Annotated in this window: 15 protein-coding genes; 5 read left to right on the forward strand and 10 right to left on the reverse strand. The window is 43.9% G+C overall.

The window, feature by feature from the left end:
• Nucleotides 1-76: 76 nt before the first annotated feature.
• The 3 genes from NBH01_RS09155 to NBH01_RS09165 form a co-directional block, all read right to left on the reverse strand.
• Nucleotides 77-409, reverse strand: a complete 333-nt coding sequence (locus NBH01_RS09155; RefSeq protein ID WP_011107299.1) for a DUF8478 family putative metalloprotein — start codon at nucleotides 407-409, stop codon at nucleotides 77-79.
• A 99-nt stretch (nucleotides 410-508) separates the two neighbouring features.
• Nucleotides 509-2107, reverse strand: coding sequence for an aspartate:alanine exchanger family transporter (locus tag NBH01_RS09160; protein WP_008765024.1), 1599 nt, complete (start codon nucleotides 2105-2107; stop codon nucleotides 509-511).
• A gap of 49 nt (nucleotides 2108-2156) precedes the next feature.
• Nucleotides 2157-3056, reverse strand: a complete 900-nt coding sequence (locus tag NBH01_RS09165; RefSeq protein ID WP_008765023.1) for a cation diffusion facilitator family transporter — start codon at nucleotides 3054-3056, stop codon at nucleotides 2157-2159.
• Nucleotides 3057-3278: 222 nt separating this feature from the next.
• Here NBH01_RS09165 and NBH01_RS09170 point away from each other — a divergent pair, with 222 nt between their 5' ends.
• A complete protein-coding gene (locus NBH01_RS09170) occupies nucleotides 3279-3545 on the forward strand; it encodes a hypothetical protein (protein WP_055218420.1) in 267 nt (88 codons plus the stop codon).
• A 200-nt stretch (nucleotides 3546-3745) separates the two neighbouring features.
• On the opposite strand, the gene NBH01_RS09175 is transcribed toward NBH01_RS09170, so the two are convergent.
• Nucleotides 3746-4417 carry a bifunctional 4-hydroxy-2-oxoglutarate aldolase/2-dehydro-3-deoxy-phosphogluconate aldolase gene (locus NBH01_RS09175; protein WP_250700076.1) on the reverse strand — a complete coding sequence of 224 codons (672 nt, stop codon included), beginning with the start codon at nucleotides 4415-4417 and terminating at the stop codon, nucleotides 3746-3748.
• Nucleotides 4418-4461: 44 nt separating this feature from the next.
• Complete coding sequence (locus NBH01_RS09180; protein ID WP_008763049.1) at nucleotides 4462-5487, reverse strand: sugar kinase; 1026 nt, start codon at nucleotides 5485-5487, stop codon at nucleotides 4462-4464.
• 252 nt (nucleotides 5488-5739) lie between these two features.
• Between NBH01_RS09180 and NBH01_RS09185 the strand changes: the two genes are divergently transcribed.
• Nucleotides 5740-6804: a LacI family DNA-binding transcriptional regulator gene (locus tag NBH01_RS09185; protein WP_008763048.1), complete on the forward strand. Its 1065-nt coding sequence runs from the start codon at nucleotides 5740-5742 to the stop codon at nucleotides 6802-6804.
• A gap of 25 nt (nucleotides 6805-6829) precedes the next feature.
• Nucleotides 6830-8320, forward strand: coding sequence for a UxaA family hydrolase (locus NBH01_RS09190; RefSeq protein WP_008763047.1), 1491 nt, complete (start codon nucleotides 6830-6832; stop codon nucleotides 8318-8320).
• A 67-nt stretch (nucleotides 8321-8387) separates the two neighbouring features.
• On the opposite strand, the gene NBH01_RS09195 is transcribed toward NBH01_RS09190, so the two are convergent.
• The 5 genes from NBH01_RS09195 to NBH01_RS09215 form a co-directional block, all read right to left on the reverse strand.
• Nucleotides 8388-10979, reverse strand: a complete 2592-nt coding sequence (locus NBH01_RS09195; protein ID WP_225679123.1) for a bifunctional DNA primase/polymerase — start codon at nucleotides 10977-10979, stop codon at nucleotides 8388-8390.
• A gap of 132 nt (nucleotides 10980-11111) precedes the next feature.
• Nucleotides 11112-12716 carry an MFS transporter gene (locus NBH01_RS09200; protein ID WP_008765011.1) on the reverse strand — a complete coding sequence of 535 codons (1605 nt, stop codon included), beginning with the start codon at nucleotides 12714-12716 and terminating at the stop codon, nucleotides 11112-11114.
• Nucleotides 12713-13780, reverse strand: a complete 1068-nt coding sequence (locus NBH01_RS09205; protein WP_072066287.1) for an HlyD family secretion protein — start codon at nucleotides 13778-13780, stop codon at nucleotides 12713-12715. The genes NBH01_RS09200 and NBH01_RS09205 overlap by 4 nt, the downstream gene beginning before the upstream one ends.
• A 12-nt stretch (nucleotides 13781-13792) precedes the next feature.
• Nucleotides 13793-15112, reverse strand: coding sequence for a TolC family protein (locus NBH01_RS09210; protein WP_225679125.1), 1320 nt, complete (start codon nucleotides 15110-15112; stop codon nucleotides 13793-13795).
• Nucleotides 15093-15533, reverse strand: coding sequence for a MarR family winged helix-turn-helix transcriptional regulator (locus NBH01_RS09215; protein ID WP_072066319.1), 441 nt, complete (start codon nucleotides 15531-15533; stop codon nucleotides 15093-15095). Before NBH01_RS09215 ends, NBH01_RS09210 begins: the two co-directional genes overlap by 20 nt.
• A gap of 203 nt (nucleotides 15534-15736) precedes the next feature.
• On the opposite strand from NBH01_RS09215, the gene NBH01_RS09220 reads away from it, so the two are divergent.
• Nucleotides 15737-16336, forward strand: a complete 600-nt coding sequence (locus NBH01_RS09220) for a hypothetical protein (RefSeq protein WP_162303162.1) — start codon at nucleotides 15737-15739, stop codon at nucleotides 16334-16336.
• On the forward strand, nucleotides 16337-16633 hold the full coding sequence (locus NBH01_RS09225) for a winged helix-turn-helix domain-containing protein (protein WP_008763041.1): 297 nt from the start codon (nucleotides 16337-16339) through the stop codon (nucleotides 16631-16633).
• The last annotated feature ends 4 nt before the right edge of the window (nucleotides 16634-16637 follow it).

Raw genomic sequence — 16637 nt, forward strand, 5'->3', positions numbered from 1 at the left:
TTCGTTTTCGTTAAGTGATGATGTGAACAAACAGATGAGGACTTCCCGCTTTACTATAAAGCAGGATACCATCGGTTCAAATGACGGAAAAGCGAATAGCAGGAGGGGCTCTGAGTGCCACCACCCCATGATAGGGAGAATAGTAGTGCGTATGCTGCGTAATACCATGCAACCGCCACAAGAGGAATGGAATAAAAAGAGAGAGAGCAAACACAACAGCCGCACCGTCCGTTGTCAGATGTGACAGGAAATGAACTAATAACAGTTCGACTGTTGAGTGCTTATGTGCCGCCCCTTTCTTGAAAGGATGCGAATGGACGATTGTCACGCCATTGACCACGTGTATGTGAGCAAAGAATGTGATACTTACCAAATACGATACAAACAGTACCGGCAAGAAACAGCGCATGATATTCAATGACAATCGTTTCACCTCATCTTAAATTTTGAGGCGGCAAAGATACAAACTATTATTTTAACAATCAATACCTATATATACTGATTTTCATTAATACACAGCTGAAGATATCACCTGTATAAATAAAATAAGGAATACCATAGCAATCGGATAAACAGTCGCGTATGCCACGCTTGGAATATTACTGTCTACCATCGAATCGGCAGCAGCCAGTCCCGGAGTACTGGTCATACCTCCCGTAATGGTTCCCAGTAGATCAAGTATGTTGATCTTGAATACCAAGCGTCCTACAATTACCGCAACCAGCATCGGTACTACCGTGATAGCTGCACCCACTCCGAACATCAGTAATCCGCTTTCCTGAAAAGTAGCCACAAGGTTCTTTCCGGCAGAGGTTCCGACTTCAGCAAGGAAAAGCAACAGACCTAACTGCCGCAACAGTTGATTGGCGGGGCCGGACATAGACCAAATGATAGGCCCTGTCTTACCAACGGCACTCAAAACCAACGCCACCATCAATACTCCTCCGGTCAATCCAGGTGAAAACGACAGTGTATCGGAGAAAGAAATATTCAGCTTACCAAATAAGACCCCCAGCACAATACCCATCGCGATGGGGAAGAAATCAGTATCGGAAAGTTTCTTCGCATTGTTTCCCAGTAGGCGGGCTACTCCTTTGATGCCTTCCTTCTCTCCTACCACCATCAGTTTATCACCAAACTTCAAAGCCAAATCCGGTGACGGAGATAAGTCAATACCGCTTCGACGAACACGGGTCACCGTACAACCGAAGTTTTTCTGTAAATTCAGATCACCCAGTTGCTTATTGATCATATCTTTCTTGGTCAATAGTAAGGACTCGATTTCCTGTGTTTTATCCAAAGGAAGTTCACCTTCTTCACGTTCGCCAATTAATACAGACAGCTGATTCAGTGATTCCTCACTGCCTACTGCCTGAATATAATCTCCTTCGTGCAATACTGTATGCGCGGTGGGGATGGATATTTCATCTTTATGTTTCAGACGGGAAATAACAGCACCTGTCATTGCCCGTGCATTAATCTGCATCAAGCTACGGTTGAATACGCTTGCATTAGTGACACGGTAGATACAAGTGCCCAACTCCGGAAATTGTCCGCGGCGCTCTATTTCAAGGCGACGGGCTTCCTGATCCAAATTTACACGCATGATTTTGGGGAGCAACTTCACAAACAAAATCACTCCGATTACACCAAACGGATAAGCGATACCGTAAGCAATGGATGCTAACGGAGAGTGGGTACTATCAATTGCTACCGCCAATCCCGGAGTACTGGTCAAAGCTCCTGCAATCAATCCGACTACACTCGGCGTATCAATATCGAACGCATACTTCAAACCTACTGCCGTGAGGCAGGCAGAACAGATAATAAGCATAGTAATGAGAATCAGCGTCTTTCCTTTACTACGAAAAGAGTCGAAGAATCCGGGACCGGCCTGAATACCGATGGTAAAAATAAAAAGTACCAAACCGAAGTTTCCTAATTCTTTAGGAATAATAACACCAAAGTGTCCAAAAAGAAGAGCAATAAAGATCACCGCTGACACATCAAGCGATAGCCCCTTAATCTTAATTCTTCCTAACATAAATCCCAACGCTACTATCAGAAAGAGCGAGAAATAAGAGGAATGCAATAAGTCAGTAAACATGTTTTTTTAAAGGTTAGTTAGTTTAAGGGCGCAAAGGTACGGATTTATTTCAATCCTCACAACATTCTGTGCTACAAGTCACTTCCTCGCCCTCTATCTCTAATGTAGCATGATGGATACCTGCTGCTTCAAGCGCCTCCTTTATACGATGTTTTATTTCCTCCATTTTTGCTATATCATCCACTACAACGTGTGCAGTCAAAGCCGTTTCCGTAGTACTGATGGCCCAAATATGCAGATGATGACAGCTTTCTACCCCCGGCTGTTCCACTATCAGTTGCTGAATCTGCTGAGTATCGATTCCCACCGGAACACCATCCAGCGATAATCGAAGACTGTCATGAAGTAATCCCCAGGTAGAAACAATAATAATCACAGCGATGCCCAGTCCGATAATCGGATCGATGATGCTCCATCCCGTATACATGATAATAATACCGGAAGCAACTACTCCGACAGAGACCAGTGCGTCAGCTGCCATATGCAGGTAGGCTCCTTTTACATTCAGGTCTTTATCCTTATCCTTCATAAAAAGCCAGGCAGTAAGTGCGTTGACCACCACTCCCACTCCGGCAGTCCAGGCAATGGCGGAACCGTCAACTGATACCGGATGAAACAGCTTGTCTATGCTTTCAGCGATAATTATCCCGACAGCAACCAATAATATGACTGCATTTAGTAAAGAAACGAGGATGGTACTTTTCTTATATCCGTAGGTATAACGACTATTCGGGTGTACTTTCTCCAACCGGAAAGCCAACATAGCAAGAATCAGGCTTGCCACATCTCCCAAATTATGTCCGGCATCAGAGAGCAATCCCAGAGAATCGTAATAAAAACCAACTCCGAACTCGACTATAACGAAAGAGATATTCAGAACGATACCTATTATAAAGGCTTTATTAAGAGACGTTACCCGATGATTATGTTCGTGATGATGAGGTTCCATATTCTAAATAGTTTTATATTTAGAAAACAGTTATCTAAGAAATTAGTTCACACAACAAAGAAAGCCCCCAAAAATCATTTGAAAAGAATATGCTCCTCATGCTCCATCGTTCACTTTTTTAGTTACCTTTGCGCCGATTTTAAGAATCCCTTTGAACTAAACCCTAAGTACTGTGTTGAAACCATAACAGGAATTTACGTATAACTTAAAAGGGTAAGAAAGATGTCTACAGAAATATTAGTGGATACTGTAACCACAACCACAGATAGCTGCCAGATGGTAGCAACAGAAACAACACTGCAAGTAACAGCAGCCACCAAGTCTGACAATCAGACTACAGCCAACGAGGCTTATACCGCTGTACCTCCACGCCGTACTTTCAATGAACAGAAACCGTTTGTTTTTTCAATCGTAGGCTTTGCCGTGGCGTACATTGCAGCACTCGTTATCGGACGGATTATCAAAATGCGAATGCCACATCATTCTTAAAAGAAACGTTTACAACAACCAAAAAAACAAGTCACCGAAATGATCACTCATTCCGATGACTTATCCCCTTTAAACACCTTTAAACAAAATGGAAAATATGCCTCATTACTAACTAAACTAACTAACCCTTTGAGGCATATTTTGAAGAGGCTGACGCATCAGCCTCTTTTTTATTTATAGATAGCTTTCGCTCTCTAATCTTATTTCTTGCGGGCCTCAGCAATATAGCCAAGAGCTTCTTCGCATTTTGCAGTCACATAAGCCCAGTCTTCTGCTGCTACCTTGTCTTTCGGGAACAGTTTTGACCCCATACCTACGCAGAACACGCCTGCTTTGATCCATGCAGTCAGGTTTTCCTTGGAAGGCTCTACCCCACCTGTCACCATCAGCTTAGACCATGGCATCGGAGCCGTCAAACCTTTCACAAAGTTAGTTCCATATACATCACCCGGGAACACTTTGCAAAGATCGCAACCTACTTCCTGCGCAAAACCTACTTCAGATACAGAACCACAACCCGGAGTATAAGCTACCAGACGACGGTTACATATCTTAGCGATTTCCGGATTGAACAACGGACCTACCACAAAATTAGCTCCTAACTGAAGATACATAGCAGCAGTAGCCGGATCAACGATTGAACCGATACCGATAGCCATTTCAGGACATTCTTTTGCTGCGTATTTCACGATTTCAGCAAATACTTCCTGTGCAAAGTCACCACGGTTGGTGAATTCGAAAGCACGAACACCACCGTCATAACAAGCCTTTACTACTTTTTTTGCCACTTCCGCATCTTTGTGATAGAATACAGGAACCATACCTGTAGAGCCGATTTTATTCAATACGGCTATTTTATCGAATTTTGCCATCTTAATTTCTTATTTTAAATGAATTGGGTTTTCAAACTCTCAACTTATCTCTGTACGCGACCGCTTGCGTCACCACCAGCCAATGCTTCCACTTCTTCTACAGAAACAAGGTTAAAGTCACCATTGATTGTGTGTTTCAAAGCAGATGCAGCAACAGCGAATTCAAGAGCTGCGCCCTGGTTAGGCTTAGTCATCAAACCGTGGATAATACCGCCGGAGAAAGAGTCACCACCACCTACACGGTCGATAATCGGATCGATATCATAACGTTTGGAAGTATAGAATTCTTCGCCATTGTATATCATAGCTTTCCAGCCATTGTGAGTAGCAGAGAAAGATTCGCGCAATGTAGAAACCACATACTTGAATCCGAATTCTTTCATCATCTGCTGGAAGATACCTTTATAGCCTTCAGCATCTGTGTGGCCTGCTTCAACGTCAGCATCCGGTTTGAAGCCCAGACACAGTTCCGCATCCTCTTCGTTACCGATACATACATCCACATACTTCATCAACGGTTTCATGATAGACTGTGCTTTTTCCTTTGTCCACAGTTTCTTACGGAAATTCAAGTCAACCGATACAGTTACGCCATGACGCTTAGCTGCTTCGCAAGCCAGACGAGTCAGTTCGGCAGCTTTGTCAGAAATAGCCGGAGTGATACCGGACCAGTGGAACCAGTCAGCACCTTCCATAATAGCATCAAAATCGAAGTCGGCAGCATCAGCTTCAGCGATAGCAGAATGAGCACGGTCATAGATAACCTTGCTGGGACGCATAGAAGCGCCTGTTTCCAGATAGTAGATACCTACGCGGTCGCCACCACGAGCAATAAAGTCTGTCTTTACACCATATTTACGCAATGCGTTTACAGCAGACTGTCCGATTTCATGTTTCGGCAATTTGGTTACGAAATAGGCTTCATGTCCGTAGTTGGCACAGCTTACTGCAACGTTCGCTTCTCCACCACCATATACTACATCAAAAGAGTCAGACTGAACAAAGCGGGTATTGCCCGGAGTTGACAATCTAAGCATGATTTCGCCTAATGTAACGACTTTCTTTCCCATAATCTTATGTTTTAAATTCTAAGTTATTAATATTATGAAGTTTCAATTTATCATTTTTACCCCATTTTATGAGTTAAACTACTGATTACATGACTATTAATACATAAACAGAGTTATACCACACACCTTTCGTGTGCGGGCACAAAGATACAACAATTTTCGTAATTACAAAAATTGTTATATATTTGTATCGAAAATATTAAGATTATTATTGTGTGCGAGCACATAAACCTATATAAATAAGGTGATCGTATGAATAAATTGCCCGAAAGAATCAGAATCAAAGACATCGCCCGTTTAGCAGACGTGTCTGTAGGAACAGTAGACCGCGTCATTCACGGACGCAGCGGAGTATCAGAAGCAAGCAAAAAACGGGTGGAAGAAATTCTGAAGCAGCTTGACTATCAACCTAACATGTATGCCAGTGCCCTGGCTTCCAACAAGAAGTACACATTCATCTGTCTTCTGCCTCAACATCTGGAAGGCGAATACTGGACAGCAGTAGAACTGGGTATCCACGAAGCTATCGCGACCTACTCGGACTTCAATACCTCGGTAAAGATCAACTATTACGATCCATACGACTATCATTCGTTTGTAGACGCCAGCGAAGCTATCCTGACTCAGCAACCGGACGGAGTGATGGTGGCCCCTACGGCTCCGCAATATACGAAAGGCTTTACTGATCAGTTGCAAACGTTGGATATACCTTATATATATATAGACTCAAATATCAAAGACGTGCCTCCCCTCGCCTTCTTCGGTCAGAACTCACGCCAAAGCGGATACTTTGCCGCCCGTATGCTAATGCTGCTTGCCAGAGACGAAAAGGAAATCGTTATTTTCCGTAAGATACATGAAGGAATTGTCGGTTCTAACCAGCAAGAGAACAGGGAAATCGGATTCAGGCAGTACATGGAGGAACATCATCCGTCTTGTACTATACTGGAGCTTGACTTGCATGCCGAACGCAATGATGAAGATAACGAAATGCTGGATGAATTCTTCCGTTCTCACCCGAACGTAAAGAATGGAATCACTTTCAATTCAAAAGTCTACATTATCGGCGAATACCTGCAAAGTCGCGGAAAGAAAGATTTCAATCTGATAGGCTACGACCTTCTGGAACGGAATGTCACTTGCCTGAAAGAAGGAAGCGTTTCCTTCCTCATCGCCCAGCAACCGGAGCTGCAAGGCCTCAACGGCATCAAGGCGCTCTGCGATCACCTCATTTTCAAGAAAGACGTGACTTGCATCAACTATATGCCGATTGACTTGTTGACTGTAGAAACAATAGACTATTACCATAGCAAATAACAACAAAATCCAACTAAACAAGTACATGGAAACAAAGTATTTAAGAATTAATCCTGCCGACAACGTTGCCGTTGCCATTGTTAACCTCCCAGCAGGAGAGCATCTATCCGTAGATGGAATAGAGATTACACTAAACGAAGACATTCCTGCCGGACATAAGTTTGCATTAAAAGATTTTGCAGAAGGCGAGAACGTAATCAAGTACGGCTACCCTATCGGTCATGCCCGTATGGCAAAAAAACAAGGAGACTGGATGAATGAAACGAATATCAAGACTAATCTTGCCGGACTGTTGGAGTATACCTACCATCCGACTCAGGTTACTCTGGATATCCCTCATAAAAACCTCACTTTTAAAGGTTACCGCCGTAAAAATGGTGATGTCGGCGTAAGAAATGAAATCTGGATTATCCCGACTGTAGGTTGCGTTAACGGCATCATCGGACAACTGGCCGAAGGCCTGCGCCGTGAAACGGAAGGAAAAGGGGTAGATGCCATCGTGGCTTTCCCGCACAACTACGGTTGCTCACAGCTTGGCGACGATCACGAAAACACGAAAAAGATTCTTCGCGATATGGTACTTCACCCGAATGCAGGCGCAGTACTGATAGTAGGCTTGGGCTGCGAAAACAACCAGCCGGACGTATTCCGTGAATTCTTAGGAGACTATGATCAGGACCGTGTGAAATTCATGGTAACCCAGAAAGTTGGTGACGAATACGAAGAAGGAATGGATATTCTGCGCGATTTATATGCCAAAGCATCCAAAGATGAACGTACGGAAGTACCTTTGTCAGAACTTCGTGTCGGACTGAAATGTGGTGGTTCCGACGGTTTCTCAGGTATCACTGCCAATCCGTTGCTGGGTATGTTCTCAGACTTCCTGATTGCACAAGGCGGTACAAGCGTGCTGACTGAAGTTCCGGAAATGTTTGGTGCGGAAACAATTCTGATGAACCGTTGCGAAAACAAAGACCTGTTCGAACAGACCGTACACTTGATCAATGACTTCAAAGAATATTTCCTGTCACATGGCGAGCCTGTGGGTGAAAATCCATCTCCGGGAAATAAAGCCGGCGGTATCTCCACTCTGGAAGAAAAAGCACTGGGATGTACACAGAAATGTGGCAAAAGCTATGTATCCGGTGTGATGCCTTACGGAGAACGTCTGCAAAAGAAAGGACTGAACCTGCTTTCCGCTCCGGGCAATGACTTGGTAGCTGCTACTACCCTTGCTGCAAGCGGATGCCATATGGTACTCTTTACCACCGGACGTGGTACTCCTTTCGGCACTTTCGTTCCGACGATGAAGATTTCCACCAATTCTACTTTGGCTAAAAACAAACCGGGGTGGATTGATTTCAATGCCGGAGTCATCGTTGAGAACGAACCGATGGAAAAGACTTGCGAACGCTTTATCGAGTATGTGATTAAAGTAGCAAGCGGTGAGTTCGTTAATAACGAGAAGAAAGGTTATCGCGAAATTGCCATCTTTAAAACAGGAGTTACGTTATAAGCGTTTCACCATCAAAGGAAATATTACAGTTATGGGGAGGGTGTATCAAAACACCCTCCTTTTTATATCACTCGTTAAACATGCCAATAGCCCCATCCGCAGAAATCATTTCAGCCGTTATTTTCAACCTGCGGCAACGGCTGTTGTTATAGAACCTCACCTGAGCATTCCCTGCTTCATCCGGCATCACTTCCGGGTTCCAGTATAACGTGCGGCGATAGTCCTCTTCTTTGGGAAGAACAGAATAATCGGGATGATAAAACTCTACAGGTTCGCTATAGCCATCCAACCAGGTTTTTCTGACTCCCCTGCCTCCTTTTACGGGAATCTCTCCTTCCGGATAGGTTTCAATAAAAACAGCACAGCTATATATTTCATCTACATCCATCGGAGACATACGGATGTCAGCATAACGACACCTTGCCGATAATTCCTCATTGATATAAATAGACTTGATAGCCACCAGGCGAAGTGTCCGGTATCGGGTCTGATCTATTTCAGTAGCCTCCGTTCGTTTATAGTTTACCACATACAAGGGAGAGCGACCTTTGTACTGCAACCATTCCTCACCACCACTATACCTGCGTATGAAATTGGGATTCATACGGACAAGCAGCTCGTGGATATCTTCACCGATATAACCTCCCTTATCCAAAATATCATCCATCTCCGAAGGCACATCGTAGTAAGCAACCGATTTCGAACGATTTTCATAAATATCCTTCTCACGACTCCATTTCTTAGCCTTCACCACTACTTCACCCAAACGGTGATTTTTCTCTCTCATACCCCGTTTTGACAGAGAATCTTCATAAGCATCCATAAAACGATTATAATCGATATCATCACCAATCACAGTATCTGTCTGCAGCTCCTGTTCTGCTCCCGGTTTATCTCTGCCGGACAGGCTTATCTGCATTTCTCCCAGCGGATATTGTGTAGGTTGAGGGCTGAAGACTCTGTCTAATACAATCCGGTGGTCTTTACGCTTACCTTTCTCCATCACAGAAAGAATCAGATTCCACTTGCCAATAATATCGGTAATAAAAGCAAAACGTCCCACACTGTCTGTTTCAAACAGGTTAAGAGAAAGCGCTCCCGGTGAAGTTTCCTCATCTCCCCGCTTCGCCAGAAAAGAAGAGACTTGTATATTTGGTTTAGGCTTACCTCTAACAAATGAAACAACTTGTCCATGCACTTCAATCCCTTGTTCGGGCATGTACTTCAATTCAAACGGTTCTACCCCCGACTCGTATTTCCATGCATAACGCCGCCATCCCTGCACCAACAACAAATGATCCAAAGCTGTTCTGTGCTCTTTATCATCTGCTTCGAAATAATAGAGCGGACGATGAACGTAGCCTTTAATCTCAGACATTAACAATAAGTCCGCTAACATAGAATGCCGGCTTTCCACTTCTTCCCATCCGTCACGCACAGATACTGATATCGGAGCGGACACAGGCTTACCCGCCGTGTCACGTACTGAAAAGTCCAATAAGACACGATCAAACGGCTGATAATCCTCTTTGTTTTTCCGGACACTGATTGTCAATGGCTCCGGTTTTCTCATAAAGATAAGGCGGTCGGCAATAATCTGTCCTGCTGTATCAAACAATATGATCTGTACCACCCCTGCCTTCCATTCCGTCTTGTCAAGTTTGAAAGAGACAGGCGTATTTTTCCGGATGTTCAACAGACAATAATTAAGCAGTTTCCCATGACCAAGCACAGCTAAACCTAAGACAGACTCCGGTGTATACGGATTCTTTTGTACACTGACTGCTATACTGTCTTCCGAAGAAAGATTGTCAACCTGCAAGACATATCCCTGCAACCGGGCTTCCGGCAAATCAAAACGGTACTTTTTTCCATTCAACTCCACCTCAGCCTTATGATTTCCTCCGTTCGTAGGAGTATATACAAAAGTGCCACGTCCTTCGTGTACAGTGGCAAAGGAGGCGATTTCTTTCTTTTCCCGGTTGATAACCGTTCCGGACAGTGCAATCGGATTTCCATAGGCATCCGTTGCCTCAAAAGCAACGCGGGAAGGAATGCCTTCGACCAAATTTCCTCCTTCAGGAAAAAACTTCAGATTGGCTTTTTTCTCCTTAGCCGTTTTTTTCCGTACCTGCGGATATTTATAAACAGCATATTTCTGTATGTTCTTCTCTTTAAAATCACCAGCCACCCGAGGCTTATCAAATACCGGAAGAACCCGGGAGAAAATAACCTCCTCTCCAAAGTTCAACATATATTTCGTGTAGGCACGAACCTCATAAAAACCGGAATAAAAAGGTAGTTGTGTTAATTCGAAACTACCGTGGCAACGGCCGTTCTTAACAGGCAATACACGTTTCGCTATGACTTCCCCACCCGGATTCAGCAATTCGACATAAAGGGTTTTACTCAAATCCGACGGGCGGTTCAGTTCGGATGTCACAACATAACACTGAAACCAAACAGGGTCTCCCTGATAATAACTGGTATTGTCGAAATGTAAATAGACTTTTTCCTGTGGCAGCATTTCTCCGAAATTCTGCACTGCTTCAATATAGCCCGATAATTTACGAACGATACTGTCCGGCATCTGGGCTTGCAAAGAAAATGGCAGTGCCGACAAGAGGAATAGTAAGACGAGGATAGCCCTGTTCATCATAATTCATCTATTTCAAATTTGTGTTTAAGATTAGATCTGTCCTACTCCGGAGAGAATCTGTTCTCCAGTGATTACCAGCCAAATATAGGAAAAAGAATTGAAAAATTGGGATGATTTACTCTTTTTTATATGCTATACCATATCATCTCCCGTCTTGGCAAATGTAACACGAATCGTCTTATGAAACGGAATGAAACGCGAGATAACAGCTATTATGATCGATATCACCAACAGATAACCTAATATTTCTTTCAGTGCAAGCAACAGACTCTGCTCCTGCAAAGTTCCATAAAGAGAATGGGTAGCTATCTGTACCGCTTCATCATATCTGTGTCCTTGTGCAAGCGCATTATTCAGAGACTGAGTATAACGGGACGCAGCCAGCGGGTCGGCAGTCGTGATAGTCTCCGACAAAGAATATATATATTTCTGTTGCAGACGATACAGCATATTGCTGTAAAAAGAAGTAGCCATGATAGGTGCCAGTACCGAACGGAAGATTATCAGAAAGAAAGCATTCGACAACAAAAACTTCGGGTTCAAATCTTCTACGGCAAACAGGGCAAAGGCTATAATCAAAGTCAACATACCCAATCCGCGGAAAAAGATGGGCAGATATAACATTTCATACGTACTGTTCGGCGCAATGCCAAAATATAGAATACCAAAGAAAATAACAAAACAACTCATTCCGCCCGCTATCAGAAACCGGAAACGCCAACGCTGCCAACGAAACCACCAGAAACAGATAAAAGCTCCGATTACATACCCCGGGAGCAAAAAGATATAAAGAGAATAGGTATGCGTGCTGTCAACTTTCAGGATGATGCTCAGGTAATTGGTTAATAATGTGGTGGATGTACTGAAAAACATAACAAGCATCATATAGAAATATCCGATGATTGCTTTAGGCTGAAACAGAGGGGCAAGACTAACATAGGGATTCTTCGAATGGTGCTGAATCCAGATAAATAATGCGATCAGTATAGGAGAAATTACAATATAAGCACAAAGTTTGGCAGAAGCCATCCAATCCAGAACTTTCCCATAATTGATGACGTAAATCAGCATCAGCAGCCCTACCGAAATGATAAACATCTCCCGAATATGCAAATCGGATAACGGCACCGATTTAATCGGGCGGTTATGCCGGAAACAGATGATAACAAACAGAACAGAAACCAGAATCAAAAGCATCATGAAGTAATACATATACTTCCAGTTATAGTGATATGCCAATTGCGCAGTGACCAACATGGAAGCCTGTCCGCCCCCGTACACTAATGGATAAAAATAAGAATAGAACTCGCTGCGGATATTCTTCGCACTGAAAATCTTCTGTGCATAACGAATAAACCATAACATCAGAAAACCTTTCAGAAAGCCGATAGCAAAACTGCAGGCAATCAGAATATCGGCATTCTGCGAACGGGCGCAAATCCAACTCAAAAAGAACTGCAGGAGCAAGTCTATCAACAAGAGAAACTTGACCGAAACGGCTGCCAGCACTTTAGGAATAATAGGATAAGCAATGGCCATGCCTGCCGAAGCCGCATAATATCCCATCGTTATATCTTCCGAATTGGTTCCAAGCGTATTCGATACTTCGAGCATGCTTCCAGTATACGAACCATTCAGCATGGTAACCGGAAGAATAACAATGAAAATGCAACAGAACCCCAGCCAATCGGGCACCCAGGAACGAACGGGTACTCCCAACTCTTTCATTGTTATCATTTGCGCAAAGCTTCTGTTTCAACCATCATACCCGCTCTTAATTGTGCCATTTCTTCAGTAGAGATATTCTCCAGCTCTATCCGTACCGGGATACGCTGTTGTACTTTTACAAAGTTTCCCGCGGAATTGTCTGTGGGGACCAGAGAATATTTCGACCCGGTTGCCTCCGAGATAGCAGTGACTTCCCCGTTAAAAATCTTTCCGGGCAACGCATCTACTTTAACGCGCACCTGCTGACCAATATAGATATTGGCAATCTGTGTTTCCTTATAATTAGCAGTAATCCATTTATCCTTGTTGCGTACCAGATAAGAGATGGTTTGCCCCGTCTGGACATACTGTCCGGGTTCTAAGGTACGCCTGCCCATATATCCATCGTATGGAGCAGTGAGTACCGTATAAGACAAGTTCAATTTAGCCAGATCCAAATCCGCTTCTTTACGCAAGATACCGGCTTGAACTCCGGTTGTCTTTTTACTCGTTTCCGCATATTGCGACAAAGCAGCCTGTTTTTGCGCGACTAATGCCTGATAGCGTGCCTCAGCTGCTTCATACGCGGCTTTGGTCTGCTCGTACTGTTGTTCCGGCACCGATTCTTCTTTCAGCAGACGTTCAAAGCGGTGAAAGTCCTGTTCCAGTTGCCAGAGCTTCGCCTTCGCTTCGGCTATATTGGCGTCCTGCACGGCTATATTAGTATGGGAAGTTTCGATGCCCGAGTGAAGAACATCCTGCAAACCGTGCGCATCCAGCAGAGCTGCTTCGGCTTCCTTCACTTTAATTTGATATTCACGGTTATCGAGTACTAACAAGGTATCTCCCTGACGCACATATTGATGTTCCTTGAAACGGATATCCTTGATATATCCCGAAGCACGTATATTTAAAGGAGCAACGTATTGGTCTACAAAAGCATCATTGGTCACTTCATAGCTAATGTAACGCCAAAAATAAGTAATAGTCCACCAGAGCCCGGAGACAGCCAAACATACACACACCATATTTAAGATGATATTGCGAGCTCTCATTTTTTTAAGTTTCCGTTTTTTTTCCTTTAATGTTGCCATAACCTTAATATATTATAGACGACCACAAGCCTTCTGAAGTTGATAATAAGTATAAATCACACGAGTGCGGGCAGTGACCAGCTGCAACTCTACATTCAAACGGACAGAGTTGGCATCCAGCAAGTCAGTCAGAATAGCCAACTGATTCAGATAACGGTTCTGCATAATACGGTAGTTCTCCTGCGCCTGCCGGACAGACAACTGCAAGGCTTCTACCCGTTGCAAAGCTTCCTGATGCCGCAGAAAAGCAGTGCGCACATCCATGCGGATTCTCTGCATCTTCTGCTCTTCATCATTCTTACGCAAAGACACTACCAGTTTGCTTTCCTTTATTTTATGACTGTTTTTGTAGATTGAGGATAAAGGATAAGAAACCGATAGTCCTACATTCCAGTTATTGTTGTACATATCCGCCAATGTACGCGAAACAGGGCGTGCCAGTGTATTTGAGGCATACAGCGATATGCTGGGAAGAGACAACAACCGAGTCAACCGGATCTCGTTCCGGGCAAGTTCCGTTTGTTTTCTGAGCAATTTCATTGCCGGATCATTTGTGTAAGCAAGGGTGATATAGTCGTCATACGCTTCCAGAGCAACTGCCTGATGCAGTAGGGTCGTATCCGGTTTCAGTAGCAGGTTCTCATTCTGTCCCAATAAAATATCCAGCTGCTGCGACACGAGTACGATGCTATTTTCCGTTTCCTGCAAAGACAAACGATCGTTCGTCAACTGCATCTCGCTGCGCAATACATCATTATTCGTTATCAGCCCTTCCTTTTTCATCCGGCGAATATCCCGCAGGCGTAATTCGGATTCCTCAATGTTCCGCATCAATATCTCATGCTGCTTGAAAAGGCTGAACAGATTCATGTATTGGTTCAGCAAACCAAGTTTGATTTCCGCCTGGTCTGTCAATGTCTGCAACTCGGCAACTTGTTTTTCCATGTCTGCCTTACGGATAGTCCTCCGAATCTTGCCACCTTGATACAGTGGTTGGGAAAAGTCGATGGCGTAATTCTGCGACCAGTCCGGAATGTCCGGATATGTCGGGTCGGACAATCCCCGTTCCCAAACGAGCGGCTGTCCCACAAAACCTCCTTTCAATCCCACTTGCAGATCGGGCAGTGATGATGTGCGTGCCGTTCGTGTCCGTTCTTGTGCCATGGCTTCTTTCAGCGCATCCGCCTGAAGCTGCAAACTATGCTGCACCCCCCGTTCGAAAAGCTGGTCTACGGAAAGAAATAAAGAATCCGTCTGCGCCTTTGCCGGCTGACCGGCGAAGATCAGGCAGAGCGGCCCTAGCAGATATACCCTATACGTTTTCAAGAACATCGTATACTCCCTTTAATTCCGATAACATGACTTTAATGCTTTCTATGCCAATCACCTGTTCCGCGTGTACATAAACCTGATCCAGTATGGGACGAATCTGTTCCTTAAACTCCTCTCCTTCCGGAGTCAGATAAACCAGCTTGTTGCGGCGGTCTGCCGGATCTTCCTTCCGGTAGACATACCCTTTCTTCTCCAGATTGTTCATCAGATTGGTCAGACATGCTTTGTCTTTTGCGATACGTTCAGCCAATATTTGCTGGCTAATGCCTTGTTCATGCCATAAACAGCTCAGTACCTGAAGCATTTCGAATGTGATACCTGCGTTGTTCTTTCTCAGTGTCCGCTGCATCGACCTACGGAAAGCCATGCGGGTGCGGAAAACCTGTAGCATGAGTTCTCTAAACTCTGCTCCTTCTCTTATCATAAAAGTACTTTTTACCTTTTCCGGGCGCAAAGGTATGTATTTCTACCGAATTAGTCAAACGTTTGACTAATTTCATGTAAAACGACTCTATAAATTGTTCCATTCACCCACACTAATCTCTTATTTTCAAAATAAATGAGCAGAATCTTTGTTCATCTGAAATCTTTTATTTTACTTTGCATCACAAAGTACTTTTTTATATGAATAAAGATAAAGCATTAGAATCAGTAAATGAGATAAAAGAGTTGATGGAAAAGTCCTCCAAGTTTATCTCGATCAGTGGATTAGCGGCTATCATGGCCGGAGTTTACGCACTAGCGGGTACATACATCGCCACTTGCCTTGTTACCCCGGACACAACATTAATCACAGCCTTGAAGCTGATGATTATAGTGGCCATCCTTGTATTGGCAGCTGCCACCGTCACTGCCGGCATACTGTCTTACAACAAGTCCAAAAAGCTGCGACAAAAGTTTTTCAGCAAGCTGACCTATCGGGCATTATGGAATTTTTCACTTCCGATGCTGACCGGAGGCGCTTTATGTATTTCTCTGCTGCTGCATGGATATTATGACATTTTATCCTCGGTCATGCTTTTATTCTATGGACTGACTTTGGTCAATGTTTCTAAATTTACCTATGCCAATATAGCTTGGTTGGGATACGCTTTTATCTGTCTGGGAGTCATAGATAGTTTTTGGGAAGGCCACGCCTTACTGTTCTGGACGATAGGTTTCGGTGGATTTCATATCCTCTATGGAATACTGTTCTATTTACATTACGAAAGAAAGCAGTCATAAATGATAGAAGCATTTCAAAATATAAATAAGGCATTCGAGAGTAAGGTCCGGCTAGGAATTATGGCTGTTCTGATGGTCAATGAGGAAGCTGATTTCAATTTTCTGAAAGAACAACTCTCACTGACAGACGGCAATCTGGCCAGCCACACCCGTGCGCTGGAAGAACTCGGCTACATCGAATGCAGCAAAGGCTTTGTAGGACGAAAACCGCGAACTGTTTTCCGGGCCACAAAGCAAGGCAGAGAAGCCTTCAAATCTCATATTGAAGCCCTGGAGAATTTTCTAAAGTCAACATAATAAT

Source organism: Bacteroides sp. B1-V-101 (genome assembly GCF_023656585.1).
Lineage (GTDB): Bacteria > Bacteroidota > Bacteroidia > Bacteroidales > Bacteroidaceae > Bacteroides > Bacteroides thetaiotaomicron.

Excerpts from the sequence above, each read along its gene's own strand:
- NBH01_RS09155 (WP_011107299.1), bottom strand. The coding sequence starts at position 409 with ATGCGCTGTTTCTTGCCGGTACTGTTTGTATCGTATTTGGTAAGTATC.
- NBH01_RS09160 (WP_008765024.1), bottom strand. The coding sequence starts at position 2,107 with ATGTTTACTGACTTATTGCATTCCTCTTATTTCTCGCTCTTTCTGATA.
- NBH01_RS09165 (WP_008765023.1), bottom strand. The coding sequence starts at position 3,056 with ATGGAACCTCATCATCACGAACATAATCATCGGGTAACGTCTCTTAAT.
- NBH01_RS09170 (WP_055218420.1), top strand. The coding sequence starts at position 3,279 with ATGTCTACAGAAATATTAGTGGATACTGTAACCACAACCACAGATAGC.
- NBH01_RS09175 (WP_250700076.1), bottom strand. The coding sequence starts at position 4,417 with ATGGCAAAATTCGATAAAATAGCCGTATTGAATAAAATCGGCTCTACA.
- NBH01_RS09180 (WP_008763049.1), bottom strand. The coding sequence starts at position 5,487 with ATGGGAAAGAAAGTCGTTACATTAGGCGAAATCATGCTTAGATTGTCA.
- NBH01_RS09185 (WP_008763048.1), top strand. The coding sequence starts at position 5,740 with ATGAATAAATTGCCCGAAAGAATCAGAATCAAAGACATCGCCCGTTTA.
- NBH01_RS09190 (WP_008763047.1), top strand. The coding sequence starts at position 6,830 with ATGGAAACAAAGTATTTAAGAATTAATCCTGCCGACAACGTTGCCGTT.
- NBH01_RS09195 (WP_225679123.1), bottom strand. The coding sequence starts at position 10,979 with ATGATGAACAGGGCTATCCTCGTCTTACTATTCCTCTTGTCGGCACTG.
- NBH01_RS09200 (WP_008765011.1), bottom strand. The coding sequence starts at position 12,716 with ATGATAACAATGAAAGAGTTGGGAGTACCCGTTCGTTCCTGGGTGCCC.
- NBH01_RS09205 (WP_072066287.1), bottom strand. The coding sequence starts at position 13,780 with ATGGCAACATTAAAGGAAAAAAAACGGAAACTTAAAAAAATGAGAGCT.
- NBH01_RS09210 (WP_225679125.1), bottom strand. The coding sequence starts at position 15,112 with ATGTTCTTGAAAACGTATAGGGTATATCTGCTAGGGCCGCTCTGCCTG.
- NBH01_RS09220 (WP_162303162.1), top strand. The coding sequence starts at position 15,737 with ATGAATAAAGATAAAGCATTAGAATCAGTAAATGAGATAAAAGAGTTG.
- NBH01_RS09225 (WP_008763041.1), top strand. The coding sequence starts at position 16,337 with ATGATAGAAGCATTTCAAAATATAAATAAGGCATTCGAGAGTAAGGTC.